This is a genomic window from Microcoleus sp. Pol17C6 (assembly GCF_036701145.1).
GTDB lineage: Bacteria > Cyanobacteriota > Cyanobacteriia > Cyanobacteriales > Microcoleaceae > Microcoleus.
In genome coordinates this window covers 29,590-55,188 of the sequence record NZ_JAUBQH010000033.1, presented here as the reverse complement: position 1 = coordinate 55,188, position 25,599 = coordinate 29,590, and the positions used below count along the sequence as shown (strand labels likewise).

Sequence of the window (25,599 nt, the reverse complement as noted above, 5' to 3'; positions counted from 1 at the left end):
AATACTGGGAAATGGGTAATTTGGTCATCAAATTATCTAATCAGTTTTAACCAAAAGAGGTTTTTTTTTATGCCGATCGAGTTTGCGAAGTATCACGGACTGGGAAATGATTTTATTCTGATTGACAACCGCCACTCGTCAGAACCGGTGATCACGCCAGAACAAGCTGTGGATTTGTGCGATCGACATTTCGGGATTGGCGCAGACGGTGTGATATTTGCTCTTCCGGGTCAAAACGACACTGACTATACCATGCGGATTTTTAACTCCGACGGTTCGGAACCGGAAATGTGCGGCAACGGAATTCGCTGTTTGGCTAAGTTTATCGCCGATTTGGAAGGGTCAGAGGCGAAAACTCAGTACCGCATCCACACTCTGGCTGGTGTGATTAGCCCGGAATTGCGATCGGACGGTCAGGTGAAGGTGGATATGGGGGTTCCCCGGCTGCTGGCGGCGGAAATTCCGACAACTTTGGCTGCAGCGGATGCCAAAGCTATAGATGTGCCGATCGAAGTTGCTGATAAATCTTGGTCTGTTACCTGCGTCAGCATGGGCAATCCTCACTGCATTACTTTTGTAGAGGATGTTTCGGCTGTTGCTTTAGCAACTGTCGGGCCTCAATTCGAGCACAACAAAGCATTCCCGCAGCGTACCAATACGGAATTTATTCAAGTGATACGTTCAGACTATGTAAAAATGCGGGTGTGGGAAAGAGGCGCGGGTGTTACTCTAGCTTGTGGGACTGGTGCTTGTGCTGCTGTGGTAGCTGGGGTGTTGGTAGGAAAGTGCGATCGGGTAACTGCGGTTGAACTCCCCGGCGGCGTTTTGGAAATCGAATGGGCAGAAGTTTCTGGGCGGATTTACATGACCGGGCCGGCACAGCGAGTATTTACTGGTTGTATGAGTGATTAGTCATCAGTCATCAGTCATCAGTTATTAGTTATTAGTCACTGGTCAGAAGGTTTTTTTTGTTGAAGGAACAAACAATAAAAACTATTGAATTCAAAGTTTTTATTGAATTCTGACCAATGCCTTCTGCCTTCACAACTTATGGGCGGCGGACTGAAGACTGAAGACTAATAACTAAGCCTGAAATCTAAAATCTAAAATCTAAAATCTAAAATCTAAAATTAAGTAGGTGGGCTTGCATGGCTGGAGGTATTTATCTGATTCAGGACGACGACAGGCTGGTAGAAATGATGGAACAGCCCTACGACTCGGAAGACCAGTTACAAGATTTGCTAGTAACTTATCCTAATTTGATCGCGGGAGACCAAATCGATCGGGCTACGGCGCGCAGGTGGCTGTTAATTTCGCGGGAAGCTGCACCCAGCGATGAGGAAACAGCGGTGCAGTGGTCGCTGGATCATTTGTTTCTGGACCAAAATGCCGTTCCTACTTTGGTGGATGTCCGGCGAACTCCTAATGCCGGACTGCGGCAAAAAGTTTTGGGTCAGTCGATCGACTATGCTGCTAATGCGTTGGTTTACTGGCCAGTCGATTCAATTATTGCTCTGTTTGAAGCTAATTGTCGCGATCGGGGTCGCGATCCTGAACATATTTTTGAAGAGTTTCTCGGTGCAAATGCTAACGAAGACCTATTTTGGCAGAAAGTTAAAACTAATTTGCAAGCCGGTAAAGTTCGCTTAGTGTTTGTAGCTGACGAGATTTCCGCTGAAATGCGCCGAGTTGTGGAATTTCTCAACGAACAAATGGACCCGGTTGAAGTTTTGGCGCTGGAAATTAAGCAGTATGTAAGTGAAGACGGTTTAAAAACGCTGGTTCCCAGAGTGATCGGTCAGACGGCCGAAGCACAGCAGAAAAAATCCAGCGCAACGCGCGAAAGAAGGCGCTGGGATGAATCTTCATTTTTTGCGGAAATCAAAGCTAGACGAGGCGCAGACGAGGCGCAAATGGCAAAAGCAATTTACTTGTGGGCAAAAAGTCAAGAACCCGAAGTTAAAATCCACTGGGGAACGGGGGACGCCTACGGCGGTTTCGCCGCTCAATTGCCTCAAAAGGGAAGAAACCCCTATCAGTTATTCACTGTAGATATTGCTGGCAGAATGGAGATTTCTGCTGATAATTATGGTTCCCAGCCGCCTTTTAATGCGGAACAAAATTGGCTGGAATTGAGAAGTAAGCTGAGTTCGATCGGTCTGTCGCTGCCTATAGAACCGGGTGAGAGAAGGTCGCCGAGTCTGGCTTTGTTTACTTTGCAAGACGAATCTGCCCTTAACCAAGTTATGCAAACTTTTGACTGGGTGATTGAGCAAATTAAAACGTTATAGTCAGTTGTCAGTTGTCAGTTGATAATTGGTTATTATCACCAACAAATAACCAATAACAACGAACAACTAACAACCCACAAATAACCAATAACTACTGACTAATGACTAATGACTAATATCGAATATTTGCTTGTTTCATGCGCCGCAAGGCTTCTCCCAGCCGATCGCAATCTGCAATTAAACTAATTCTCACATATCCTTCGCCGCCCGGCCCAAAAGCATTCCCAGGAGTCACCACAACACCGGTTTGCTGCAAAACATTCAGGGCAAAATCAGTCGAACTCATGCCCGGAGTGCAGGGAACCCAAAGATACATTGCAGCCAGAGGTTTGGGAATATTCCACCCTAATTCTGCCAATCCTTCCACCATGAAATCCCGGCGAGTCCTGTAACGATTCTGCACTTCGTCCAAGTAACTATCGGGCAATTGCAGTGCTGTTTCTGCTGCTGTTTGCAAAGCGGAAAATATACCGTAATCTAGGTTAGTTTTTAATGTCCGCAAACCTTGGATAATTTTGCTATTTCCTACTACAAAACCGACGCGCCAGCCGGCCATATTGTAGGTTTTTGACATGGTGTGAAATTCGACGCCGATTTCTTTACCGCCGGGAATTTCTAATAAACTTGTCGGTTGATAGCCGTCAAAGGCTAATTCCGCATAACACAAATCGTGAACCAGCAAGATTTGATGTTTGTGTGCGAAAGCCACAATATCTTTGTAGAATTCGCGGGGTGCAGTCGCTCCAGTCGGATTACTGGGATAATTGAAATAGAGTATTTTGGCTTGTTCGGCTACGCTGTCGGGAATATCGGCTAAGTCAATTACCCAGTCATTTTCTGGTTTGAGGATGATGTTGTGAACTTTTGCACCGGCAATGATTGGCCCGCGAAATAATACGGGATAAGCGGGACTTGGTACTAATATTACGTCCCCTGGATTGATATAGGCGATCGCAAAATGTGCTAAACCTTCTTTTGAACCCAACAAAGGCAATGCTTCGCTTTCTGGATCGAGTTCAACGTTGTAGCGGCGGCTGTACCATTTAGTAATAGTACGGCGGAAACTGGCAGTTCCTTCAAAGGGTGGATAGCCGTGATTGGCAGTATTTTGGATGGCTGCGACAGCGGCTTCTACTACTGGTTGAGGAGTGGCACCGTCGGGGTTTCCCATTCCTAAGTCTATTAAATCGAGTCCTTGTTCGCGGGCGCGGGCTTTGAGTTCGTCGAGACGGGCAAATACGTAGGGCGGTAGTTTTTGCAACCTGTCAGCAGGGCTAATCCAATCCAAGGTCATTTATTTTTTGTCAGTTGTCAGTTTTCCTGGTTTGTAGTAAGGACTTTCGTCCTTGCTAGCACAGCCTTTTCAGGACTTTAGTCCTTACTACAAACTGTTTTAATTCTTAATCTTTAATTCTCCCACAGGTGCGGTAGTAGAAACCATCGCTGCCATTAATTGTTGGGGAACAACTTTAAAAGGCAGTCGGTGAATGTCGGAATTGGGATTGCAGGCTATGTCGGCGGCGCGCTGCAATTCTGTGATGGTAATGTCTCCGAGTCCGAGGTTGTCTAAAGTTTGGGGTAATCCAATCTCGGCGTAGAATTTTAGCAGTTGCTGTCTGGCGCTAGCGGCGAGTTGATTGTTTTGCAGCATTTCTTCTAGTCGCAGTTGTACTAAAATGCCGTAGGCAACTTTTTCGCCGTGCAATGTGCCGTGACTTGCTAATAGATGAGTTAGGCCGTTGTGGACGGCATGGGCGGCGACGGTGCGACATTGGGCACCGCCAATTCCGCCGATTACTCCTGCTAGCAATACGGCTGCATCTGTGACTTCTTGCCAGGTTTCGCTACCGGGTTCTTTGAGGGCGGCGGCTGATTTTTGGAATAATATATCGCGCAGTATTCTAGCTTGTTGAACGGCCGAAATTATTAGGGTTTGTTCGGAGTGTCCGCTGCTGACTGATGCTTCGTACCATTTGGCGATCGCATCTCCAATTCCTGCTACTAATGTCCGCTGCGGTGCCGTTTGAATTAAGCCGTAATCGAGTATTAATAAGTCGGGACATCGGGCTAATGTGACATCGTATTGGAATGCACCTTGTTCTGAATAAATGTTAGATAGGGCTGTCCAAGCGGCACAGGTGGCTGCTGATGTGGGAATTGTGACGATCGGGATTTTGCACTGATGGGCGACGAGTTTTGCTGCGTCTAAGGCTTTGCCGCCGCCGACACCGATGATGAAGTCGGCTTGATGGGTTTGGGCTGCTGCGCGGAGGGTTTCGAGGCTGGTTTCGCTGCAATCCTTGCCGTATGCTGTTTCGGCGGATTTTAACTGCTGCTGTTCGAGGATTGGTTGCAGGTAGGGTTGGGCGGCGGCGAGGGAGTTGCTGCCGCCGACGATTAGCGGCCGCTTTCCGAAACGGGCGATCGCATCTCCGGCTTGTGCGATGGCCGATCGACCTCGCAATACACAGGCGGGAGCAATTGTCAAGGAATAAATTGCAGTTGGGGTGGCGGTTTTAGTGCTTTGGGTTTGAGTCATCGAACCACTGGATAAGTGATGAGAAGGTTGACGCTTTGCAGGATTGCTGGATTTTATAGGATAACTCTAACCCATGTTGGGCGATCGGGTAAGTTTTGTAAAGTTTTTATTAAGTATTGTGCGGGGTTGGGGGATGGGAGGGCCCAGTTGAGGGAAGTTGGGGAGTTGAGGGCGATCGACATTCCTGATTTTATGGACGATAATCAACACAGATAATTAAGCCTATTACTAATTCTTGCACAACCGTTTCAGAAACTTTGCCGATACACCTGACAAATCGCTCAGTAGTTACACTCCGAACTTGCAAAACATTGCCTGCTGAGTCTGCGTCTAAACAGTTTTCTTCAGTTCGCTGAATGAGAATCATGAAAGGGCGATTTTGAAATTTAGGTTGCCATGTAGCCACAGGAATTATAATCCGCATGGGGATATTACTAAACATTTCCGAACTAATCACAACCGCAGGACGTGTTTTCTGAATTTCTTGCCCTCGGGTTGGATCAAGTTGTACCAGCCAAACCTCTCCTCGTTTTGGGTTAGTAGTCATACTCAGTCTCCCAGTCTTCGCCATCGAGTACCGAAAACTCGGTTAATTCAGGATATGTCAAAAAATCTTCGGCTGTAGCAGCCATATACGGTGCTAGTATTTTATGGCGTTCTGCTATTGGCAGGCTAGCAATTTCTCTAAGTGATAGCTTGAGAGTAGGTTCGGTTATTGACGAACTGTTAGACTCAGAACTTTCGCTGGATAACTGCTGTTTCTGTTCCGTTTTTTGCACCAAAAATTGTGCAAAATCGAGCAATTCTTGTTGTTTCTCAGTTGGCAACTGTCGCAATTTTTCTAACAGTGCTTGCTCAAAATTAATTGTTTCTGACATTTCAATTACCTTCCCTAAGCGTTGATATGTTTATTTCTCACGCAGTCAAGTTTTGTAGTTCCATGTTTGCCAATTGCGCCATAATTTTCATCTTTCCCCGTTAGTTCACCCATCACACCGCCAAATCTTGATACTCCCACCATTACTGCCACTAACCAGAGTGTTTCCATCCGGGCTAAAACTGACCGAATTAACCTTGGCTAAATGCCCTGTGAGAGTGCGATTTTCCTGTCCGGTTTTCAGATTCCAAAGCTTGATAGTATTGTCATTACTTCCACTTGCAATAATTTGTCCCTCCGGGCTGATGACAAGGGAAAAAACCCCCTGTGAATGCCCTGTTAGAGTGCAAATTTCCTGTGTGGTCTTCAGATTCCAAAGTTTGATAGTCTTGTCTCCACTACCACTAGCAAGAATTTGTCCATCCGGGCTGAAGGCGACAGAATAAACTGACTCTGAATGCCCAGTAAAAGTGGAAATTTCCTGTGTGGTTTTCAGACTCCACAGTTTGATAGTTTTGTCCCAACTGCCACTAGCAATATTTTCTCCATCCGGGCTGATAGCGACAGACATAACCAGGTTTGAATGTCCAGTGAGAGTGCGGATTTCCTGTTTGGTTTTCAGATTCCACAGTCTGATAGTATGGTCACCACTGCCGCTAACAAGAGTTTCTCCGTCTGGACTAAAAGCAAGAGACCGAATTAAACCTGAGTGACCCTTGAGAGTGCTAATCTCTTGTCCAGTTTCCAGATTCCACAGCTTAATTTGTTTGTCAGAACTTCCGCTAGCTAAAATTTTTCCATTAGGGCTAATGGCAACGCAATAAACCGCACCTGAATCCGCAGAAAAAGTACGAATCAGCTCTCCTGTATGGAGATTCCAAAGTTTGCTGCAATTTCCACTGCTGTTACTAGCAAAAGTCTTGCCATCTGGACTAATAACTACGCAATCAACAGATGACATAGCTACGCCATTAAGAGTTTTTACACATTTGAAGGAGTAAGCTTTCCTAATGATTTTTTCTTCTATTTGTTGTTGGCGTTGAGCTTCAGCTTTGGCAGCTTCTTCTATTTGTTGTTGGCGTTGAGCTTCAGCTTTGGCAGCTTCTTGAGATTGACGTTCAGTCTCTACTTGCTCAATCAGCTTTTTCAACTCCTGTTCATACAGTTCTCGCTGTCGCCCCTGAATATCCTGAAGAATATCAAAATAAGGCTTTACCCATTCTTCTGCCAACCCATTTTGAGCCAATTCATCCTTTAACTTAAATAATAAAGGTTCATAGCCGGGGTCAATATTGATATAATATAAATCTGCTAAAAATCCAGCCAGTAACTTGTGAATCGCCACAATCAACTGCCGAATCATGCGGAGGGCTTTTTTCTCACTTACTCCAGAAGCTAAAAGTGCATCTTTTGCCTCCTCCCAGTCAAAAACTTTGGTAGAAAACAGGGAGACTTCCTGATTATTCAGGAATCCCCAAAAGCCGACGCGAAAAGTTACCGCATAGTCGCTGATATCGCTATATAAAATTGTAGTAGGAACCGGAGATAAAATTCGCTGCAAGCGTTCCACATCAATATCACCAATCGACTCATTGAAATAGTCGCTATAAAACTTAACGGGGCGTAAGATATCCTGTTGAGGATAATGCTGTCTGAGAAAATCTCCCACACTTCTCATCTCAATGGGCAAATCTTCACAAAAGGTTTCCGGGCATCGCTTGCTAATTTTGGGCGGTGATAGTAAGATTAAGAGGCGATGTTGCTGCTCAAGTAAAATTTGCTTAGTTTCCTCTCGATTCAACTTAGAAAACCAAGTATCTTTATCCCAGATTGTTTGAATTTCAGCCAGCTTTACCTGAATATCCTTTGCTTGCAATTCCCGCATCAAATCCCGTTGCAAGGCTGCCAGCTTCCGTCTGTCTTGCTGTTCCTGTTCCTGCAACTCAAGGCGACGCGCCGTTTGTGCTACTTTCAGCTTTAACAATTCGTTATCTCTGGCATCTTTCGCTTTCGCGTATTCGATCATTTCCTGGGAATAACGCTGTTTTGCTTCCTCTATCTCAGTCGCATCTGAGAATATCTGATTGGGATCGGGAATTAGAAATTCTACCCACTGTTGAGATTTATTGCTGAGGGTTTCTCCTAGTTTGTGGCCGATATTTCTGGCAATGGGTGACAGCACTTCCAAGATTAAGGGAGCGATAGCGTCGATGATTGCGTTTGCGAACATAAATGTGGGTGAGGATGGGGTTATTAATAGTGTAGCAACTTGTTGGGATGAAAAAGGCAACTACAAGCGCGTTAATATTGTAAGAGGTCTACGATCCAACGCCGACTAAACATCTTTTTGAACTTCTATGCGATAGTTGTAGCCCTGTTCGGTGAGGAAGAGTTGGCGGTGTCGCGCAAAATCTTCCTCGCAAGTTTGTAGCGAGACTAATGTATAAAAACTCGCAGTATGTCCATCGGATTTCGGGCGGAGAATTCGTCCGAGGCGCTGCGCTTCTTCTTGGCGAGAACCATACTTTCCCGATACTTGAATTAACACATCGGCATCGGGTAAATCGACGGCAAAATTGCCCACGCGAGATAGAATTAATCCGGGAATTTCTTTGTGACGGAATGCTTCGTATAACCGATCGCGCTCAGCCTGTTTTGTCTTCCCCGTAATCAGAGGCAATTCCGTAATTTTGGCGATCGCATCTAACTGTTCGAGATACTCACCAATAATTAAAATACGGTGTCCCGCCTCCTTTTGCAACAAACTTTGCACCACATCCAACTTAGCTGGATTTTCCGCAGCAATGCGAAACTGGTTGCGGCGGGGCGCTAGGGCATATTCCATTTTTTCCGCCTCATTTTGGGCGACGCGGATTTCCGTACAATTGGCAGTCGCAATAAATCCCTGTCCTTCCAATTCGCGCCAAGGTACGTCATAGCGCTTGGGCCCAATCAAGGTGAATACATCCCCTTCTTTGCCGTCTTCGCGAATCAATGTCGCAGTTAAACCTAACCTGCGTCGTGCTTGTAATTCAGCGGTAATCCGAAATATCGGTGCAGGTAATAGATGGACTTCATCATAAATAATCAGTCCCCACGATTGGGCGTTAAATAACTCGAAATGCGGGAATTCATCATCTTTATTCGATCGATAACTTAGCATTTGGTAAGTCGATAGGGTGACAGCAGCCGTCTGTTTGGTGACACTGCTGTACTCAGCGATCGCATCCTCAGTTAAACTCGTTTTGTCTAATATTTCCCTGCGCCACTGGTGCACTGAAGTCAAACTGCTGGTGAGGATGAGTGTCTTTTGCTTTACCAAACTCATGGCTAACATCCCGACTATGGTTTTACCAGCCCCGCAGGGTAGGACGATCGTCCCACTTCCACCTTTTACCTCCCCGTCCTGATAGAATGCCTCTGCTGCTTCTTGTTGATAAGTACGCAAATTAAAGGGCAAATCTGTTAGAGTACGATCGCGCAAAGAAATCCCTAATTCGGCACCCTCCACATATCCAGCCAAATCTTCTGCCGGATAGCCCACCGCTAGTAAAGCTTGCTTGAGTACGCCGCGATTCCCGGCATCGACTTGAAAGCAAAGATCCGAGATGCGCTTGCCCAACATTGGTTTGACGCGATCGTCCCGTACCAGCAATTCCGCTAGGGGCAAATCGGCAATTCGCAGTTGTAAATCGGGGCTAGCCGCATCGATTCTTTCAATTACAGTTAATCCATACCGCGCCCCTAACAGTTCAATTTCCTGCGCTACGGAGTCAGGAATGGGATACTTGGCATACTTCCGCAAAGCGGAGATCGCCTCTTCAACTGGCATTCCCGCCGCCCGCGCATTCCACACGCTGAGGGGCGTGATGCGATAGGTGTGGATGTGTTCGGGACTTTTGATTAATTCGGCAAAGGGGGCGATCGCTTCTCGTGCCTGTTGTGCTGTTGGGGCGTGAACTTCTAGTAAAATTGAGCGATCGCTTTGCACGATCAAAGCATTTTCGGGAACATAATTCATGGCTTGTTTCGATTGATAGATGAATCGCAGATCAACGCAGATGGTTTTAACTGAGATATTGCACCATTCTCAATTAGCCTTTTGTCAACAGGCAAGATGCCTGTTCCACAAAGAGTTGATTTCTTGTGGAACAGGCATCTTGCCTGTTCCTGACAATGGTGCAAGATGTGAGTTTTAAGAGGTTTTTTGACTTTGGCAATTTTGTCTAATACTATTTATCCCGCTGGGGTAAGACGTAGCCGATCTGCCGCAGGGCGTTGCGAAACTTAGTTTCCTGGGATAATGGAACTGCTAAAGTGCGATCGCCTGCTAGCTGACAGAATTTTTTTGTACGGGAATCATTGGCAATCAACACTGCTAAATGGGGGTTAGCACATTCGATTAACTTGACAGTTCCTGCATCTTGCAAACTATTCGATCGTTCTGTAATATCCGTCAGAAATTGCTGTACAGTTTCGGGTAGCGGTTCGACACTTCTTGTCTCTAAAACTTCTTTAAATTCTGCTAGCGGGTATCCGGATTCTATGGCGGTAAATAGCTTTTGTCGATCGAGTTGCCAGACGACATCTGAAACTTTTTTAGTATAGAGATCGAGGACGATCGCATCTGATGTCGCGAGGCCTTCTCCTGCTACAACAATATCTAAATTGGGCAGTACGCGGAGTGTTTGACGGAACTCAATTGCTGGCGGGGTGTAATTGTTAGTCAATCCCAAACAGTAAGCCCCCAAAGCTGTCAGGCGAAAAGAGATTAAGCCGTCGTAGCGGCTGAGAAATCTCAAATCGTCCGTTCCCCAAAGATCGTCAAAATCGCTGGGTATGAGGGACGGATCGGCATAGGCAACATCAATTATTCCCAGGGTAGCAACATACTCAAACAACAGGCAGCGCATATATCTTTCTTGCAGAATATGCCAATCGTGACTGCCCGAATATCCTAAGTTACCATACCCAAATTCAGAAATATAGAGATTGTCGGGATCGCGCGTTACTTCAAACCGATTGCCCGTTGCCAACATATACTTGCTAAATTCGCTAAACAGAATCCATTTACCGACAGGACATTCTGCTAGGATTGAGGCGATCGCCTCTCTCCGCCCCGCCACCGCTGTCATGCCGCGCGCGCCCTTGCCGGTTTGTCCTTTAATCGCATCAATGCGGCGAAATTCATCAAAAGTGTTTGTTTTTAACCAGCGCTTCCATGCTGTCTGTAAACCTTTGGCAGGTGATTCTTGCAAGGCTTTCTGTCCCGCTTTGGTCAAAACTAGCTTTTTGCCCGATTGTTCGGCGAATTTGCTCGCTTGGGCGATCGCGGCCCAAGCAAAGGATTTGATGTTACCAACCTCGTAGAATATATCGCCCTTTTCCACGGTAGCTTGGCGCTGTTCGTCGTTATAAAAATCACCCCCTTGCAATACGGCGGCGATCACTTTCAGAGTTGCGGCACCAGGTAATGCGGTTTTCTCACTAACGGCAACTTTGCCCGACTGAATCAGACGCAAAACTGCTTCCAAATCCTTTGGGGCTGCCCGTTCCATTTCAAAAATTGTCAAGGGAAGTTCGTACTCGGATACCTCTATTTTAGATGTACGAAAGTTCTGTTTTTCTACACGAACCATAAAATTATCTGGCAGTACATCGCCAACCAGATTTAAGGAAGTTCCTTGAGGTTTTGGCACAAACTTCCGCAAGTTTTGTTCAAGATCGTAGGGTATCGCATTGCCGTAGAAGAACAAGCAGAGTAGGGATGGTTCTCGGTTGTATCCATAGCGATCGCTTGTTCCCCAGTTTGGTTGTTGTCCGTATTTTGCCATAAATACATCGGCATCATAGCCACCACCTGACCCATGTATAACTTCCGCTACGGCCGCTTTTTGCAGGTCGTCTAATTGCGCCCAAACTTGCTTAAGTTTTTGTCCCTGCATTTGCTCTTTAATCCCAGCAACCAGGTCAGCTTTCCGGGTTAATTTGCGATCGCCCGACAACAGTGCATTCAGCTTTTTTAAATCTTCAACAATTATTCCTTCGAGTGCCTCTTGGAGGGTAATAACATTATCTAGGGTTTGGTAACGCGGCATAATTTTTGGCAATCCGCCTGCTGCAAAATTGTTTGTGCTACCAACTATAACAACTTTCCGATATTTGTAATTTGAATTTTTGTTACAAAAATCAGAAGCATGGTTTAATCTTTATTGTTAAACTCACGCTAATTTTATCTAATTAATTACATAATTAGGCAATCTAAAAAATCGGAATTACACAACTACTTTAGAACGTAGAGTGCGTCGCTACTAACAATCTCCTAGCAGCTTGAATATCTCGTGGCGGCGCACCATAAAATTAGTCGATCGAAAATGACAGAGTGTAACTAGCACTTCCTCGTTCTGTACTTACATCTATTTGATATTTTCCCGTTTTTGCAACGACTCCAGACCATATTCTTGATTCTTTGATTATCGTTTTTTTGTCCGAGTCTATGACTTTAAACACAGCATTATTTTCAAGTGATTTGACATTGGCTTTGATTTTTTTTCCTTTTTTAACTCCGACAAAATAACTATTGAAAGTGCCAGGCGCTACTCTTCCTTTTACTTCCGCTGAACGAACACCTTCTATGAACTCCCTTTGCTCTTTTTGTACAGCCGCTAAAACAGTAGATTTTTCTGAGATAGTTGGGGTTGTAATTAGGTTAGATAAGGCTTTGACTGAAGCCGGAAAAATCAGCGATGCACTTAAGCCGATCGTCAAAATGTTTAGCGGGTTTTTGAAAGTTATTGCTGGTTTTTTCATGGGAGTTTAACAGTAAAATTGAAATTTGTTTATTTGTAAGATTATAGCAGACTGGGGCTGTCTGCGTCCGATCGCCCTCGCCGATCGACTAATTTTAGCTTGTGCAAACAATCAATCGATTTGAGATTTGAGATTTGAGATTGAAGCCTAAGATGTGGGATAATTTTGTACGGCCGGGACTGACGCATTACTGTAAAGTTGCCTCCGGGCGCACAAAAGTAAGATCGCCCGTCAGCCGTGTTACAAAAAAAATTGCCAGTCCAGGACGCACAAAAACCTTTAGAAACCGGGTTTCTTGACAAAAAACTACGCTTTCAAACAGATTCCCCGACAAGAAACCCGGTTTCTGACCAACTGTGCGTAAGTTCTGTTTGCACAATTCCTAATTATCACAAACCCGACGATATGACTCAAAACCCAACCGCCACCTATCGCATTGAAAGCGACTCGATGGGAGACAAACAAATCCCATCTAATGTCTACTACGGCATCCAAACTCTAAGGGCTATTGAAAATTTCCCGATCAGCGGTATTAAGCCTTTATCAACTTACGTTGATGCTTGTGTTTTAATTAAAAAAGCAACGGCGATCGCTAATGGGGAACTCGGCTGCATTCCCCAAGACATCAGTCAAGCAATTGTCCAAGCAGCAGATGAAATCCTAGCTGGCAAATTGCGCGATCAATTTGTAGTTGATGTCTACCAAGCCGGCGCCGGAACTTCTCACCACATGAATGTTAATGAAGTTCTTTCAAATCGCGCTTTGGAAATTATGGGCGAGGAAAAAGGCAACTACAAGCGCGTCAGTCCCAACGATCATGTAAACTACGGTCAATCGACCAATGATGTGATTCCGACTGCGATTCGGATCGGCGGATTGTTGGCATTAGAAAAGACTCTGTTTCCGGCTTTGTCCGATGCCGTAGTCGCCCTAGAAAACAAAGCCGAAGAATTCAAAGATATTGTTAAATCCGGCCGCACTCATATGCAAGATGCAGTACCGGTTCGACTCGGCGATACCTTCGGCGCTTGGGCGCAAATTCTCAGAGAACATACCTTGAGAATTGACAGGGCATCCGATGATTTGACATCCCTGGGATTGGGGGGAAGTGCGGCAGGAACAGGCTTAAATACTCATCCTGAATACTGTCAAAAAGTTGCTGAAATTCTCTCCGACTTAATCGATCACCGCGTGAAACCAGCAAAGCATTTAATGGCTGCTATGCAGAGTATGGCACCGTTTGTAAATGTCTCCGGTGCACTGCGAAATCTCGCTCAGGATTGCGTTAAAATCTCCCACGACCTGCGTTTGATGGACTCCGGGCCGAAAACGGGTTTGAAAGAAATTCAACTGCCTCCTGTGCAACCCGGTTCGTCAATTATGCCGGGAAAATACAATCCTGTGATGGCAGAAATGACATCAATGGTTTGTTTTCAAGTTATGGGTTACGATAGCGCGATCGCCCTGGCAGCCCAAGCAGGACAATTAGAATTGAACGTGATGATGCCCCTGATCGCCTACAATCTCATTCACAGCATCGAAATTTTGGGCAATACCATCAGCGCCCTGAGCACCAAATGCCTCGCAAAAATCGAAGCTAAGGGCGATCGGTGTCTCGCTTACGCAGAAGGCAGTCTCGCACTCGTTACCGCCCTCAACACTCAGATCGGCTATCTCAACGCCGCCGCCGTCGCCAAAGAATCTCTAGAAACTGGCAAATCTTTGCGGCAAATTGTGCTAGAAAGGGGTTTAATGAGTGCAGAAGACTTGGCAAAAGTTCTAGATTTAGAGAAAATGAGTGCGATGCCAACATCTTCTGCTAACGTATAGGCGATCGCAGGAATCAGCTAGAAACTAGAAGGCTAAACTCGATTTAATTCTGCCTTCTGCCTTCTGAGTTCTGCCTAAGTGCTGTCACAGGTTAAAGTTAAACAATTCAGAATTCAATTTTTTGAGATTTAATTCTGGATTTTTTATAGTCTAAAGTTTGGGAGCAAGATTTATGCGCGCAGGTTCTTTTGCAAAATTAACTCAAGATAAAGAGAACACGACTCAAGTGACATTTCATTATGTGGAAGGTCACGCAGAAACCTTTACTATTCCGATGCCTGCACAAGAATTCCAAGAGGAAGTGCTGCATTTGTTAAATCAACCTTGGTTGACTTTCCATTTAGCAGATCAAACGGTTTTTATCTGCACTGCCCGGTTGGTGAAAGTGGAAGTTAAACCTGCTATCCCTGAACTGCAAGGTCAAGGAGTATTCTCTAACTCGCTGCGAGTTAGTACCATGCAGCGGGCGGCAGTTGGTAGATTGCCGATGAATACTTAGGACTCATTTGTATTGAGATTATTCTTGGTAAGGTGCGCGCGGATCACCCTGCTTAGGGTGATCCGTGCGTGCGTTACATTGAGATTGTTCCCGCATCGATAACCAATTACAAATTAATTCATAATTATGTCTGCTGTTAGTTTAATTCGTGCCAATTCATACGATCGCCAAATCTTGCAAACCTCTTTAGAAAGTTTGCTGGCACCCTTGGGCGGAATCTCGGCTTTTGTCAAATCGGGCGATCGGGTTTTACTCAAACCCAATCTCCTGACAGGTTCTCGCCCTACAAAAGAATGCGTCACCCGCCCGGAATTGGTTTACTGCGTCGCTAAAATGGTGATTGAAGCGGGAGGAAAACCCTTTTTAGGCGATAGTCCAGCTTTTGGTAGCGCTATGGGTGTAGCCAAAGCAAACGGTTATTTGCCGCTGTTGGAAGAACTGAATTTGCCAGTAGTTGAGTTTCAAGGAAAACGCTACGAAACTGTCAGCCAAGATTTCAATCATCTGCGAATTTGCAAAGAAGCGATGGAAGCGGATGTAGTGATTAATTTGCCCAAACTCAAATCTCACGTTCAATTAACCGTGACAATGGGCGTGAAAAACTTGTTCGGCTGCGTCCCCGGCAAAATGAAGGCTTGGTGGCACATGGAAGCTGGCAAAGATAGCGCCAGATTCGGTGAAATGCTGGTAGAAACTGCCCGGGCAATCAACCCAAATTTGACGATTTTGGATGGCATTATCGGTCACGAAGGTAATGGACCAAGCGGCGGCGAACCGAAGTTTTTGGGAATTTTGGCCGCCTCTGATGATGTGTTTGCTTTGGACAGAACTTTAGTTGAAATTATTAATGCTGATCCGGCGGCGGTTCCCACTGTAGCTGCGGCGATGAGATTGGGACTTTGCTCGAATTTAGAGGATCTTGATTTTCCGCTTTTGCAGCCGGAAACTCTCAAGGTTTTGGATTGGAAGTTGCCCGAAACCATGATGGCGATCGACTTTGGTATGCCCCGCGTGGTGAAGTCTGCCTTCAAGCACCTTTATATCCGGTTTATTAAAGAAAAGTTCAGCATCAAGGCTTCGCATTAGCGAAGACAGAAGGGTAAAATTTGTTTTTTTTATTCCTTCTGCTTTCCATTGCTAATTGTAAAGAAATATTATTTTACAACATATCTATTTATGTAAAGTTTTAATAAATTTGTTATAAATTTATGGTTTAAGTAGGTAGGCGGGATTAAACCGCATAATGTAACACTATGTAAACAGGTTTAAGTCAGCCAGTAAGTAGGTATGCGGGACTAAACCGCATAATGTAACACTATGTAAACAGGCTTAAATCAGCCAGTAGAGAGCATTTGGAGACTTGGCCCTCATTTACCTAGGGGCGTTTTTTCGCGCCGACTTAATTAAAGCATTTGCCTCGCCGTACTCGCAACTGGCGCTCATTCTTGCTAGCTAGAAGCAGTTAGATAATTTCATTTAAGTATAAACACTTGTAACAGCCCTTGTTTTAACCAAATTTACCCTATAATTGCGCTTTTCTTTATAATTGACCGCTCAATTATAAAGATTGAGTAAAGCTCGTAAAAGGTTATTGACAGTTATACGTAGATCGCAGATGATGGCGACATATCAAACAGACCTTACCTTAAATAATAAAGGTCTAATCGAGTTGCTGCGTCCATCTTAAGTATTAGATATCTCCCAAACAGAGTCTGAAATGTTGCTTGTATCAGGCGGCGAAATTTAAATTCGGTAGATGTCTGTTATATAGATCGATCAACAGCCCTTGCAAAGTACAGCAAAGATTCACTACCGCATCAGTAAAAACTTCAAATCAGGAACTACCTTCCCTATGCTTACTAACAACAATCTGACAATCGTACAGCCACTAAAAGCCAAGTTTTTGCCAAACGGTGAAGTTTTACTCACCCGCAAATTGATTGAAGCAGTTGGTGAGTTAGCCAAGTATTGGTCGGGTGATATTACTGTGATGATGGAAGAAACGAAAGAAGACAACGACCAGATGGATGCAAAAATATTCAAACTTGATCTATTGCCATTCAAACTGGAAATAATTTGTTTTGATAAAATTACCCCAGCTTTACTACATCAGCATCAGAGTGCGCTGGTATTGGCAGCCCCGGAATACAGACAGAACCATATCAGTAAAGTGTGTAAAATAGCGGGAGTACCGTGTATTTACGTTTCCGAATACAGTCTGAAAACTCGCAAACAGATCGTGAATGTGAGTACGAGAAATCCCCTGATTCGCTTGCGGAGAATAATCTGGACTTACAGTCAGGAATATAAGCAGCGCAAGGCGATCGCAATGGCAGAGGGATTGCAGTGCAACGGCACCCCTACATACCAAGAATACAAGCAGCTCAATCGCAACCCACAGTTGTTCTTGGACACGCGGATTAGAGAGGATATGTTAGCAACAGAAGCTGACATTGAACGTCGCACTGAAAACCGCTCTCAAGATATGCCTCTTCGGCTAGTATTCTCAGGTCGCCTAATTAAGATGAAAGGGGCCGATCATTTACTTGAGGTCGCTAGAGAACTCAAACAACTGAAGGTGAAATTTGAAATGTTCATCAGTGGTATTGGTGACTTAGAAGAGATGATGCACCAGCAAATAGCTGCAAATCAACTTAATGATTGCGTGAAAATGCTCGGAGTGCCTGACTTTAAAACAGATTTTTTCCCCTTTGTTAAGAACAATATTGATTTGTTTGTTTGCTGTCACCGGCAGGGCGATCCTTCTTGTACTTACATAGAAACTATGGCTGCTGGCGTGCCGATTGTTGGGTATGGTAACGAGGCCTTCCAGGGAATTTCAGAAATGTCGGAGACAGGATGGGTGGTGCCAATGAATCAGCCTAAACAGATGGCGAAGAAAATTGCAGAACTCAGCCAAAACCGAGAAGAAATTAAATCGATGTCGTTCAAGTCGCTGAAGTTTGCTCAACAGCACACATTTGAGAAGACTTTTCAAGCTCGCATAAAACATATGCAGGCTATTGCCTATTCAACGGTGCCTAATCAAGTCACCGAAAGTCAAGTAAGTGATGCTCCAGATATGGTTTTGGCGTACAGTCAACTGCCTTAAGAATCCTTCTGCCTATGATTGAGACAGGTTTCATTAAGGTAGCCACGGCAATTGGAGGTCTTGTAAAGGCAAGGGTTGGGGTGAGCGATCGCCATTAGATGTAGATGTTTTTTTCAAACTTAATAGCATCAAATTCTACTGGGCGATCGCACTTCTTCCATAGGTTCTCAAGTCTCCTTTAACGGGTTACATTTTCTTGGCAACTACCAGATCCCACAGCAACTCTCAACCATCGAGTGACCCACTCATTTTCCTTTCCACCGGAACTGGCAAAACTAACAGGGTTTTTAGTTTAAATCTTGTTAAATCAACGGCTTCATTATTTATTAGGTATATGCACAAATGCTTTTATTAGTATCATACTTTAGAGGTATATCATGTTTCTAACTTAATGTATACTTTAATTATTGCTGAATTCTTGACTAGAGAAAAACTTACTCTCCGCCCGATCGCGGAAGGTGTAGTTTTTTATCAAAAGTGACAAAGCCAGCTAAATGCGTTAACTTAAATTCGATGTTACCTGAAAACCGCGCCTCAGTAATGGTATTCCCAAAACTTCATAAGTTTTAGGCCTTCATCTCCTGTATAGAGGATAACACAATTATCACTGGCACATAACGTCCCGGAGTGATCTAACATAAGCGGTTATTAGTACATCCAGTTCCTAAGTAAGGAAAACTAAAATGCAAAGTCAAACGTGCTTAAGCCCTACCGTCGTCTGCCCGATATCGGGACAGAGTATGAAACCGTGGCTATTCATACCCGGTGATTGGCGCAGACCTCCAAACAATGAGTCATTTCAATTGTACTGGTGCGAAAAGTCACAACTTGGATGCATTCATCCTCTACCCGAACTCAACAAAATCGCCAGCTTCTACGACATCGATGAGTATTATACTCATCATATAGACTTTACAGGCTTCGTATCTGCCTCTTCTATTTCCTTCTTCGATAAATTGCGTACCCATCTAGCTTGGCGTTTCGATCGCGGAGTAGATGTCACAAGTAAATGGTGGAAGCAACAGTTCGGGACTGCTTCCTCCTCGATCTTAGAAATTGGTTGCGCCAACGGGCACCTGCTGCAAGAACTGCAAGCAGATGGTCACAAAGTCTGGGGCGTAGAACCCGATCAACAAGCTTTAGTGTTGGCCCAGCAGCGAGGTCTTAATGTACTTTATGGTACTGCTGAATCTTTGCCCCCGGAAGTCCAGTCTAGACAGTACGACATAATTGTGATGAACCACGTACTCGAACATACCAGAGATCCTTTACTTGCACTCCGCAATGCCATGCAGTTGCTCGTGGGTGGCGGCAAATTGGTGATGGAAGTACCAAATAACTCTTGTATTGGGCTGAAGTCTTCAGGGATTGCATGGATGCATCTAGATGTACCAAGGCATTTGTATTTCTTCACACCGCAGAGCTTTCGCGCTATCTGTGAAAAAGTAGGATTTGAGATAATTTCTACCCAGTTTAATGGCTACTATCGCCAATTTGAAAACACTTGGATCAATGATGAAAGAAAAATTTTCAGTGTGTTCGATTCAATGGGATCTCATCAGATAGTAAAGCCCAAGGAAAACAGTAAAGTCCAAGCTTGGAAGCTACTGCTGAAAACAATTTTTGCTGCTGATGAAAACAAGTACGATTCGATCCGGATTGTGGCACAAAAGCCATAGCAATATCGAGGTAAGGGCAATAAACTTTGGCTTTGATTATCAAGTTTGGTTACACACTCACCATACTTTTGCGAGCCTCTGCCATCATCACCCATGCCAGGAGTACAGTCAAACCAAATGCGACTATTGACCCAGCAATCCACCTGACTCGATCGAGACTGACGCACAAACTTTGTATGTAAGGTGTGCAGTCCGCAGCTTACCACATAGATAATGTAAAAAGTGTTTTCTGGCGTAATATAGTTTCGGGTTGCATCGGAATAATATATTGGGATAATGTCAGTGGGAGCTTAAGATATCGCTACCAAAATCGCGTTCTCTTAAGCTCTCACTATAATTCGGATGCCACCGGATTTGATATAAATTTTATTGAATATGCGATCGCAGTTGCACCTCAGAACGATTAGTTACGATATGTTTGCTTTTTTAATTTTTTCTTGTGAGTACCCATAATTCACAAGAAACTTTTAAATTTCAACCATATAATACTTCTTCTGCAGGCGGCGTGGCGTCTGTGGGGTCGAACTGTTTGATTTTCAAAGCTTGTAGCAAAAACAGCCAGATATAAAGCGGATTCAAAAAAACATACCGCTGCCAAAGGCGCCGAGGTTCCTTAATCATCCGAAACAGCCATTCCAAACCTATTTTAGATAAAAAGTCAGGAGATTTAGCCAAATTACCCGCATGAAAATCGTAAGCAGCACCTACAGCAATCAACGGCATTGATAACTCATCGCGGTATTCGTAAGCCCAGACTTCTTGTCGCGGACACCCCAAACCGACAAAAGTAATTGCTGCACCGCTGTTGCGAATTTGCTCTGCAATTTCTTGTTTCTCTTGGGGCGAAACGTGCCTAAATTTAGAAGGCTGAGTTCCAGCAATAATTAACTTGGGAAAACGCTGGCAAAGATTGCGAGATAAAGCTTCCAGTACAGAAGCTTGAGATCCGTACAAATAGATAGGTAATCCTTCTTCTGCCGCACGTTCGCAGATTTGTAACATCGCATTCGGCCCGCAAACTCGATCGGGCAATTCCGTATGGTAGAGCCAATTTAACGCCCACCTGACGGGCTGTCCGTCTGGCAATACTAAGTCAATGTGATTAATCCGATAACGATGAGTGCTGTCGAGCACTCCAGTCATTACCCCGTGAACCGCTAGAGCAGAAACTGACATTGGTTTTCCGGCGCTGGCGGCTGCAATAATTTTGCTAACAGCCGCTTCATAATTAACGGCATTAACTAATATGCCCAGTACATTTTTTTTCCCTTTATCAATCATGGAGCACCTCTTTAAGTCAACGCTCGCAGTTACACTCATAAATCTCCCCTAAGATTTGTTTAACCTTGTATTCTTCAATCTTTTACCGAAATTCTCAGCACATTCTTTTTGCCCCGCTCAATCATGGGAATCCTCTTTCAGCCAACGCTCGCGGTTACATTCATAAATCTCCTGTAGGATTTGTTTAACGTTATATTTCATTTTCCAGTTGGGATAGTGACTGGAAAATTTTGAATTGTCGCTAATCCACCAAATGTGATCGCCAATGCGATTCCCTTCAGCGTAAGTCCAATTAAATTTGCGTTCTGCAATTGCCTCACACATATGAATCGCTTCTAACATCGAACAATTGCTGTACCGGCCTCCTCCTGTATTATAAACTTGGGCGCTTCGGGGAGCTTTATAAAATTCATAAAATGCCGAAATTAAATCTGCGCTATGAATGTTATCGCGAACTTGCTTGCCTTTGTAGCCAAACACGGTGTAAGGAGTTCCCGTGACAGCACACTTCATCAAGTAGGCTAGGAAGCCATGCAATTGAGCTCCTGAGTGATTTGGACCCGTCAAACAGCCGCCGCGAAAACAAGCGGTGTTCATATTAAAATATCGACCGTATTCTTGGACTAAAACGTCAGCAGCTACCTTAGAAGCACCAAACAAACTGTGCAGGCACTGATCGATTGACATATCTTCCCGAATACCGCTTTCGTAAGTATGGCCTGGTTCAATTTCCCACCTGTGTTCTAATTCAATTAAAGGCAAATTGTTAGGCGTATCGCCGTATACTTTATTGGTAGAAGTGAAAATGAAAACCGCTTTAGGACAGTACAAGCGAGTTACTTCTAGAAGATTGAGAGTGCCATTGGCATTGACGGTAAAGTCTATTTTCGGAGCACGGGAAGCCCAATCATGGCTGGGCTGGGCTGCTGTGTGAATTACTAATTCGATCGACTCGCCGTACCGCTGAAAGATATTGGTAATCGCTTCATAGTCGCGAATGTCCACATCTAAGTGATAATACTTGGTACCCAAAGACTTTTCTAGCAGTTGGCGGTTCCAGTTTGTAGAACCATCAGCACCAAAAAAGAACTGGCGCATATTATTGTCGATCCCAACTATATCTAAGCCTTGTTTGGCAAAGAACTGACACGCCTCAGAGCCAATTAAACCCGCCGAGCCAGTAATGATTGCAACGCCCACGTTTCACCGCCTGAAAAAATATAGTTTTCTTTGTTTTGCCCGATCGAACCCATCAGAAGTTATCCTGATTTTCCATCGAATACATCTTCGCACAATTGGGCAAAGAATAAACCTTTAACATCCCAATCATAGATTTCCCTGACGCGCGTTTGACCCGCTCGACCCAAGCGATCTCGCAATTCACGATCTTGGGCTAAACACACTATAGCTTCTGCTAGACCTTGCACAGTGCGATCGGGGTCAGTAGCAGCCACTTTAATCCCCGTTTGAGCCGTCACTTGAGTAGCCGGTCCCCCCAAATCCAAACAAATCGTGGGACGACCAACCCCCATCATTTCCGTGCAAACAAAACCACCAGAGTCATGCAAACTCGGATGGAGGAGAACGTGAGACTCCCCCATTTTAGAAAGAGTTTCAGTGCGAGATAAAGTTCCCCAAAAAAATACTTTATTTGCCAGTCCCAATTCTGTGGCCAAAGCTTCCAAACGCTCCCTTTCCGGGCCGTCTCCCACAATCCAGTATTCCGATTGTTCCAGCTTCGCCTCCGCAAATGCACGGAGTCCCAAGTGCACCCCTTTCCAATGTAAGAGACGACCAACACTGATGAATCTAATTGGTTGCTCAGGCGGGGTAGGAAATTGCTCTAGTTCTTGAATTTCCTGCTGCGACAAACCGACTTGTGAGAAAATCTTCACGTTTTTTGCTTTGAGAAATCGGAGTCTGGCTGCGGTTTCTTCCGTAGTCGCCAGCGCCACGGCACTGCGACGCGCCGTCAGACCCACAAACGGATCGCGTTCTCCTAGCCTTTGAGCCAATGCCCGCAGCGTTTCGTAAATTTTTCCCCGGCGGCTAAAATCTTGCCAAAAAGCCTTTGGTGCTGCTTCTGCACCCCCCACCGGCCCCCAAATAAAAGGATGCGGCAACAGCGCCAAGAAACTTGGAGACCAATGTTTGACATAAGTTACGTGATGTACTATGTCAAAACCAATTTCGCGATCGAGCTTCCGAGCGATAAAATAAGCCCAGATTTGCCACAGATAGTAGTGAAGTTGCAGCAATCCTTGTTTCCCCTTCCAATCTTCGCTCCACCCAAACGGATCAAAATAAACAAAGTGCAGGTTTGGCACTGGGTTCCGCTCTAGTTCTGCTTCAATGTACGATCGACAAAACGTGCGAGTAAACACCCAACTTTCGTGATGTTTAGCAGATTGGATAACAGTATTCCATCCTACCCCCTCTTCGGAGCCGAGATTCGGTTCGCAAGCAAACGCAGATAATAAAACTTTCATGGCTAAGTGGTAATTGCTAATTGGTAATTGCTAAATTTTCCCTCTTCCCTCTTCCCTCTCTCCGTTAAATCCTTTACACTCATCCGTTGCCGAACTTGCTTCACCTATTCTCCATCAAAAAAGATGTAACTTCGACGTAAGCTTTAGCTGCTGTTTCGGGAGTTTTTTGAGAAATTATCTGTCGTGAACGCTCTCCCATCGACTCAATCAAATCAGGATCATCTAGAAAAATTTGCATTTGAGCCGCTAAGTCTTGAGCACTGCTAGGGTCGAAAATATAACCGTTCTCGCCTGAAATAATTAACTCACAGGAAGCTGCACCATTTGAACACAATACTGGTTTTCCCAACACCATCGCTTCGGGTACAACCATACCCCAGACATCCTCAAAAGTAGGAAACACAAAAATATCAGCTTGCTGAAAATAAGCACCTAAATTTCCATATTCCACCCATCCAGCCCACATGACTTGATCTTCAAAATCGCACTCTTTAATAAATGCTTCCAGTTCTTCCCGCTGATCTCCCTTGCCAATAATTAACAGCGAATAATCAACATAACCTAGACTTTTAAGAATAGCGCAAGCTTCTAAAAGCGTTTTAATTCCCTTTCTCGCCGTTATGCGCCCTACATACAGAAAAATCGGGCGTTTTAACTGCAAGTTGGGTGGCTGAGTTTTATCTAATCGTTTCAGCAAAGCTCCCGCATCAGGTACGAGATAGGTTCGGGTAAAAATTTTATCCTCCGGTACGTTGAGAACTTCTATTAGATATTTTTTACCCGCATTGCTATTGGCAACAAAAGCATCTGCAAACCGCACAAGAATGCGGCGCACAAATGTCCTAAAACTGGAATCTCGAAAGTCTGTATTTGGGGAACTACCATCGTAAATAATCGCAATTTTCCACCTCAGTAGCGGTTTTAAAAACGCAACAATTACAGTCCACAAAGAGAAAGCTTGGGGAAAGACCACGTGAGGTCTAAATTTTAGTAAATAGCCGATAATACTAGGCGATACTACAATGAATCCGCGATCGTATCCTGTTTCTATCTTTTCCGTCTCGACAAATGTAGTCTCCCCTACCAACTGAATTGCCGATGCTCCCGGCAGCGTAGGATCGAACCCAGACCAAACACGACCAGTATAAAATACAGTATTCTTAAAAATTTTTGTAAATTCCCTCAAAACAGGCTGCCAGTAAGCTCCCAGTTCCACTTCCGGGACAAGCCAAGCAATGCGGAGTTCATTTCTATCAACCATCCTATTCACCTTGAGTTTTGTTTTTAGTCAATCCCAGTTTACTCAACACTGAAAGCCAAACTAACCTGCGATAAGGTAGCAGCCAATAAATTGGCCACAACCAGCCACCATGCCGCTGAGTAAATACTTTCCACTCTTGAGCCGGTTGCAGGGTAGTATCTTTGAAGGATAAACCTTTGGGTTTACTCATTTTATCCAATCCTTCACTTAAATTATCAGCAGCCGTTTTAGTCACCTGGGGGTTGAGAGAACAAGTTCCTAAATAGCCAGGAGCAATCCAAACTGTACATCCTTTCTGTCTGGCTCGTAAACCATAATCCCAATCGCCAATATAATGGACAAAAGCTGGATCGAGGTTGCCGACCTTTTGCACAACGCTGCGGGGAATTAATACGCAGTTGCCGTGCATAGTATCGCACATCTGAGGCTCTTTTGTTGGTTCGAGGATACCATATCGGAAGGGGTGCAAAGGGTTATTTCGCACAACACCTCCGTATGTTGTTTGACCCGTTTCGGGGTCGCAGGTAGAACCGCCAATGATGGCTTTGGTTTCTCCTTTTTCTAATAATTTTTGACTTGTTTCTAGCAAGACACTTACGGTGTCTCGATAAATAAGAGTGTCATCATTTAACCATAGGTAGTAGTCGGGATCATCTTTCATTGCTTCGGTGAAAGCCCCACGCATTCCCCCGTTCCAAAATAAGTTACCATCGCCGGAAAAAATATTGACTTGAGGATAGATTTGACGAACTGCCTCGCTGGTGCCATCGGTACTGGCGTCATCGACTAAATAGGCTAAAATATCAACATCGGCTGGAAGTGCCTGCTTAAAAAGAGCCTCTAAGCAAGCTAATGTTTTCTCTTTGCGGTTGAAGCAAGTTAAAAGGGCGGCGATTTTAGTACGGTTCATTATTAGCAATTTGGTGGCTTT

The 25,599-nt window shown here is 44.7% G+C and carries 20 protein-coding genes; 7 read left to right on the top strand and 13 right to left on the bottom strand.

Annotated features, from left to right (window positions below):
* Nucleotides 1-69: 69 nt before the first annotated feature.
* Complete coding sequence (dapF, locus tag QUA25_RS17520) at nt 70-912, top strand: diaminopimelate epimerase (protein ID WP_333039976.1); 843 nt, start codon at nt 70-72, stop codon at nt 910-912.
* A 236-nt stretch (nt 913-1,148) separates the two neighbouring features.
* Nucleotides 1,149-2,291 carry a hypothetical protein gene (locus tag QUA25_RS17515; RefSeq protein ID WP_333039975.1) on the top strand — a complete coding sequence of 381 codons (1,143 nt, stop codon included), beginning with the start codon at nt 1,149-1,151 and terminating at the stop codon, nt 2,289-2,291.
* A gap of 112 nt (nt 2,292-2,403) precedes the next feature.
* On the opposite strand, the gene QUA25_RS17510 is transcribed toward QUA25_RS17515, so the two are convergent.
* The 8 genes from QUA25_RS17510 to QUA25_RS17475 form a co-directional block, all read right to left on the bottom strand.
* Nucleotides 2,404-3,585 carry an aspartate aminotransferase gene (locus QUA25_RS17510; protein WP_333039972.1) on the bottom strand — a complete coding sequence of 394 codons (1,182 nt, stop codon included), beginning with the start codon at nt 3,583-3,585 and terminating at the stop codon, nt 2,404-2,406.
* 99 nt (nt 3,586-3,684) lie between these two features.
* The gene (locus QUA25_RS17505) at nt 3,685-4,830 is read right to left on the bottom strand and encodes an iron-containing alcohol dehydrogenase family protein (RefSeq protein WP_333039969.1); all 1,146 of its coding nucleotides are present in this window, start codon (nt 4,828-4,830) and stop codon (nt 3,685-3,687) included.
* A 190-nt stretch (nt 4,831-5,020) separates the two neighbouring features.
* A complete protein-coding gene (locus QUA25_RS17500; RefSeq protein WP_333039966.1) occupies nt 5,021-5,377 on the bottom strand; it encodes a type II toxin-antitoxin system PemK/MazF family toxin in 357 nt (118 codons plus the stop codon).
* Nucleotides 5,367-5,708 carry a DUF2281 domain-containing protein gene (locus QUA25_RS17495; protein ID WP_333039963.1) on the bottom strand — a complete coding sequence of 114 codons (342 nt, stop codon included), beginning with the start codon at nt 5,706-5,708 and terminating at the stop codon, nt 5,367-5,369. Before QUA25_RS17495 ends, QUA25_RS17500 begins: the two co-directional genes overlap by 11 nt.
* A gap of 105 nt (nt 5,709-5,813) precedes the next feature.
* Nucleotides 5,814-7,937, bottom strand: a complete 2,124-nt coding sequence (locus tag QUA25_RS17490; RefSeq protein WP_333039961.1) for a serine/threonine protein kinase — start codon at nt 7,935-7,937, stop codon at nt 5,814-5,816.
* A gap of 105 nt (nt 7,938-8,042) precedes the next feature.
* Nucleotides 8,043-9,728 (bottom strand): DNA repair helicase XPB, encoded by a 1,686-nt coding sequence (locus QUA25_RS17485; RefSeq protein WP_333039959.1) that lies wholly within the window; start codon nt 9,726-9,728, stop codon nt 8,043-8,045.
* 211 nt (nt 9,729-9,939) lie between these two features.
* Nucleotides 9,940-11,805, bottom strand: a complete 1,866-nt coding sequence (locus QUA25_RS17480) for a hypothetical protein (protein WP_333039957.1) — start codon at nt 11,803-11,805, stop codon at nt 9,940-9,942.
* A gap of 262 nt (nt 11,806-12,067) precedes the next feature.
* Nucleotides 12,068-12,517 (bottom strand): hypothetical protein, encoded by a 450-nt coding sequence (locus tag QUA25_RS17475; RefSeq protein ID WP_333039956.1) that lies wholly within the window; start codon nt 12,515-12,517, stop codon nt 12,068-12,070.
* A 405-nt stretch (nt 12,518-12,922) separates the two neighbouring features.
* On the opposite strand from QUA25_RS17475, the gene QUA25_RS17470 reads away from it, so the two are divergent.
* The 5 genes from QUA25_RS17470 to QUA25_RS17450 all read left to right on the top strand — a co-directional run bounded on the left by QUA25_RS17470 (nt 12,923) and on the right by QUA25_RS17450 (nt 19,637).
* Complete coding sequence (locus QUA25_RS17470) at nt 12,923-14,347, top strand: aspartate ammonia-lyase (RefSeq protein WP_333039955.1); 1,425 nt, start codon at nt 12,923-12,925, stop codon at nt 14,345-14,347.
* 172 nt (nt 14,348-14,519) lie between these two features.
* Nucleotides 14,520-14,846: a hypothetical protein gene (locus QUA25_RS17465; protein ID WP_333039953.1), complete on the top strand. Its 327-nt coding sequence runs from the start codon at nt 14,520-14,522 to the stop codon at nt 14,844-14,846.
* 126 nt (nt 14,847-14,972) lie between these two features.
* On the top strand, nt 14,973-15,932 hold the full coding sequence (locus QUA25_RS17460; RefSeq protein ID WP_333039950.1) for a DUF362 domain-containing protein: 960 nt from the start codon (nt 14,973-14,975) through the stop codon (nt 15,930-15,932).
* 766 nt (nt 15,933-16,698) lie between these two features.
* Nucleotides 16,699-17,958, top strand: a complete 1,260-nt coding sequence (locus tag QUA25_RS17455; protein ID WP_333039947.1) for a glycosyltransferase — start codon at nt 16,699-16,701, stop codon at nt 17,956-17,958.
* Between the two features lie 740 nt (nt 17,959-18,698).
* On the top strand, nt 18,699-19,637 hold the full coding sequence (locus QUA25_RS17450) for a class I SAM-dependent methyltransferase (protein ID WP_333039946.1): 939 nt from the start codon (nt 18,699-18,701) through the stop codon (nt 19,635-19,637).
* A gap of 474 nt (nt 19,638-20,111) precedes the next feature.
* Here the strand turns inward: QUA25_RS17450 and QUA25_RS17445 are convergent, their stop codons facing one another.
* The 5 genes from QUA25_RS17445 to QUA25_RS17425 form a co-directional block, all read right to left on the bottom strand.
* Nucleotides 20,112-20,918 carry a WecB/TagA/CpsF family glycosyltransferase gene (locus QUA25_RS17445; RefSeq protein WP_333039945.1) on the bottom strand — a complete coding sequence of 269 codons (807 nt, stop codon included), beginning with the start codon at nt 20,916-20,918 and terminating at the stop codon, nt 20,112-20,114.
* Nucleotides 20,919-21,035: 117 nt separating this feature from the next.
* On the bottom strand, nt 21,036-22,118 hold the full coding sequence (locus tag QUA25_RS17440; RefSeq protein WP_333039943.1) for an NAD-dependent epimerase/dehydratase family protein: 1,083 nt from the start codon (nt 22,116-22,118) through the stop codon (nt 21,036-21,038).
* A 59-nt stretch (nt 22,119-22,177) separates the two neighbouring features.
* Nucleotides 22,178-23,407, bottom strand: a complete 1,230-nt coding sequence (locus tag QUA25_RS17435; protein ID WP_333039942.1) for a glycosyltransferase — start codon at nt 23,405-23,407, stop codon at nt 22,178-22,180.
* 100 nt (nt 23,408-23,507) lie between these two features.
* Nucleotides 23,508-24,668, bottom strand: a complete 1,161-nt coding sequence (locus QUA25_RS17430) for a glycosyltransferase family 4 protein (protein ID WP_333039940.1) — start codon at nt 24,666-24,668, stop codon at nt 23,508-23,510.
* Between the two features lies 1 nt (nt 24,669).
* Nucleotides 24,670-25,578 carry a glycosyltransferase family 2 protein gene (locus tag QUA25_RS17425; protein WP_333039939.1) on the bottom strand — a complete coding sequence of 303 codons (909 nt, stop codon included), beginning with the start codon at nt 25,576-25,578 and terminating at the stop codon, nt 24,670-24,672.
* Between the last annotated feature and the right edge of the window lie 21 nt (nt 25,579-25,599).

Bases quoted from the DNA above. Each gene is read 5' to 3' on its own strand.
- QUA25_RS17445 (WP_333039945.1), bottom strand. From the start codon at position 20,918: ATGATTGATAAAGGGAAAAAAAATGTACTGGGCATATTAGTTAATGCC.
- QUA25_RS17495 (WP_333039963.1), bottom strand. From the start codon at position 5,708: ATGTCAGAAACAATTAATTTTGAGCAAGCACTGTTAGAAAAATTGCGA.
- QUA25_RS17465 (WP_333039953.1), top strand. From the start codon at position 14,520: ATGCGCGCAGGTTCTTTTGCAAAATTAACTCAAGATAAAGAGAACACG.
- QUA25_RS17460 (WP_333039950.1), top strand. From the start codon at position 14,973: ATGTCTGCTGTTAGTTTAATTCGTGCCAATTCATACGATCGCCAAATC.
- QUA25_RS17515 (WP_333039975.1), top strand. From the start codon at position 1,149: ATGGCTGGAGGTATTTATCTGATTCAGGACGACGACAGGCTGGTAGAA.
- QUA25_RS17475 (WP_333039956.1), bottom strand. From the start codon at position 12,517: ATGAAAAAACCAGCAATAACTTTCAAAAACCCGCTAAACATTTTGACG.
- QUA25_RS17485 (WP_333039959.1), bottom strand. From the start codon at position 9,728: ATGAATTATGTTCCCGAAAATGCTTTGATCGTGCAAAGCGATCGCTCA.
- dapF (WP_333039976.1), top strand. From the start codon at position 70: ATGCCGATCGAGTTTGCGAAGTATCACGGACTGGGAAATGATTTTATT.
- QUA25_RS17505 (WP_333039969.1), bottom strand. From the start codon at position 4,830: ATGACTCAAACCCAAAGCACTAAAACCGCCACCCCAACTGCAATTTAT.
- QUA25_RS17470 (WP_333039955.1), top strand. From the start codon at position 12,923: ATGACTCAAAACCCAACCGCCACCTATCGCATTGAAAGCGACTCGATG.
- QUA25_RS17455 (WP_333039947.1), top strand. From the start codon at position 16,699: ATGCTTACTAACAACAATCTGACAATCGTACAGCCACTAAAAGCCAAG.
- QUA25_RS17480 (WP_333039957.1), bottom strand. From the start codon at position 11,805: ATGCCGCGTTACCAAACCCTAGATAATGTTATTACCCTCCAAGAGGCA.
- QUA25_RS17425 (WP_333039939.1), bottom strand. From the start codon at position 25,578: ATGAACCGTACTAAAATCGCCGCCCTTTTAACTTGCTTCAACCGCAAA.
- QUA25_RS17500 (WP_333039966.1), bottom strand. From the start codon at position 5,377: ATGACTACTAACCCAAAACGAGGAGAGGTTTGGCTGGTACAACTTGAT.
- QUA25_RS17490 (WP_333039961.1), bottom strand. From the start codon at position 7,937: ATGTTCGCAAACGCAATCATCGACGCTATCGCTCCCTTAATCTTGGAA.
- QUA25_RS17510 (WP_333039972.1), bottom strand. From the start codon at position 3,585: ATGACCTTGGATTGGATTAGCCCTGCTGACAGGTTGCAAAAACTACCG.
- QUA25_RS17435 (WP_333039942.1), bottom strand. From the start codon at position 23,407: ATGAAAGTTTTATTATCTGCGTTTGCTTGCGAACCGAATCTCGGCTCC.
- QUA25_RS17430 (WP_333039940.1), bottom strand. From the start codon at position 24,668: ATGGTTGATAGAAATGAACTCCGCATTGCTTGGCTTGTCCCGGAAGTG.
- QUA25_RS17450 (WP_333039946.1), top strand. From the start codon at position 18,699: ATGAAACCGTGGCTATTCATACCCGGTGATTGGCGCAGACCTCCAAAC.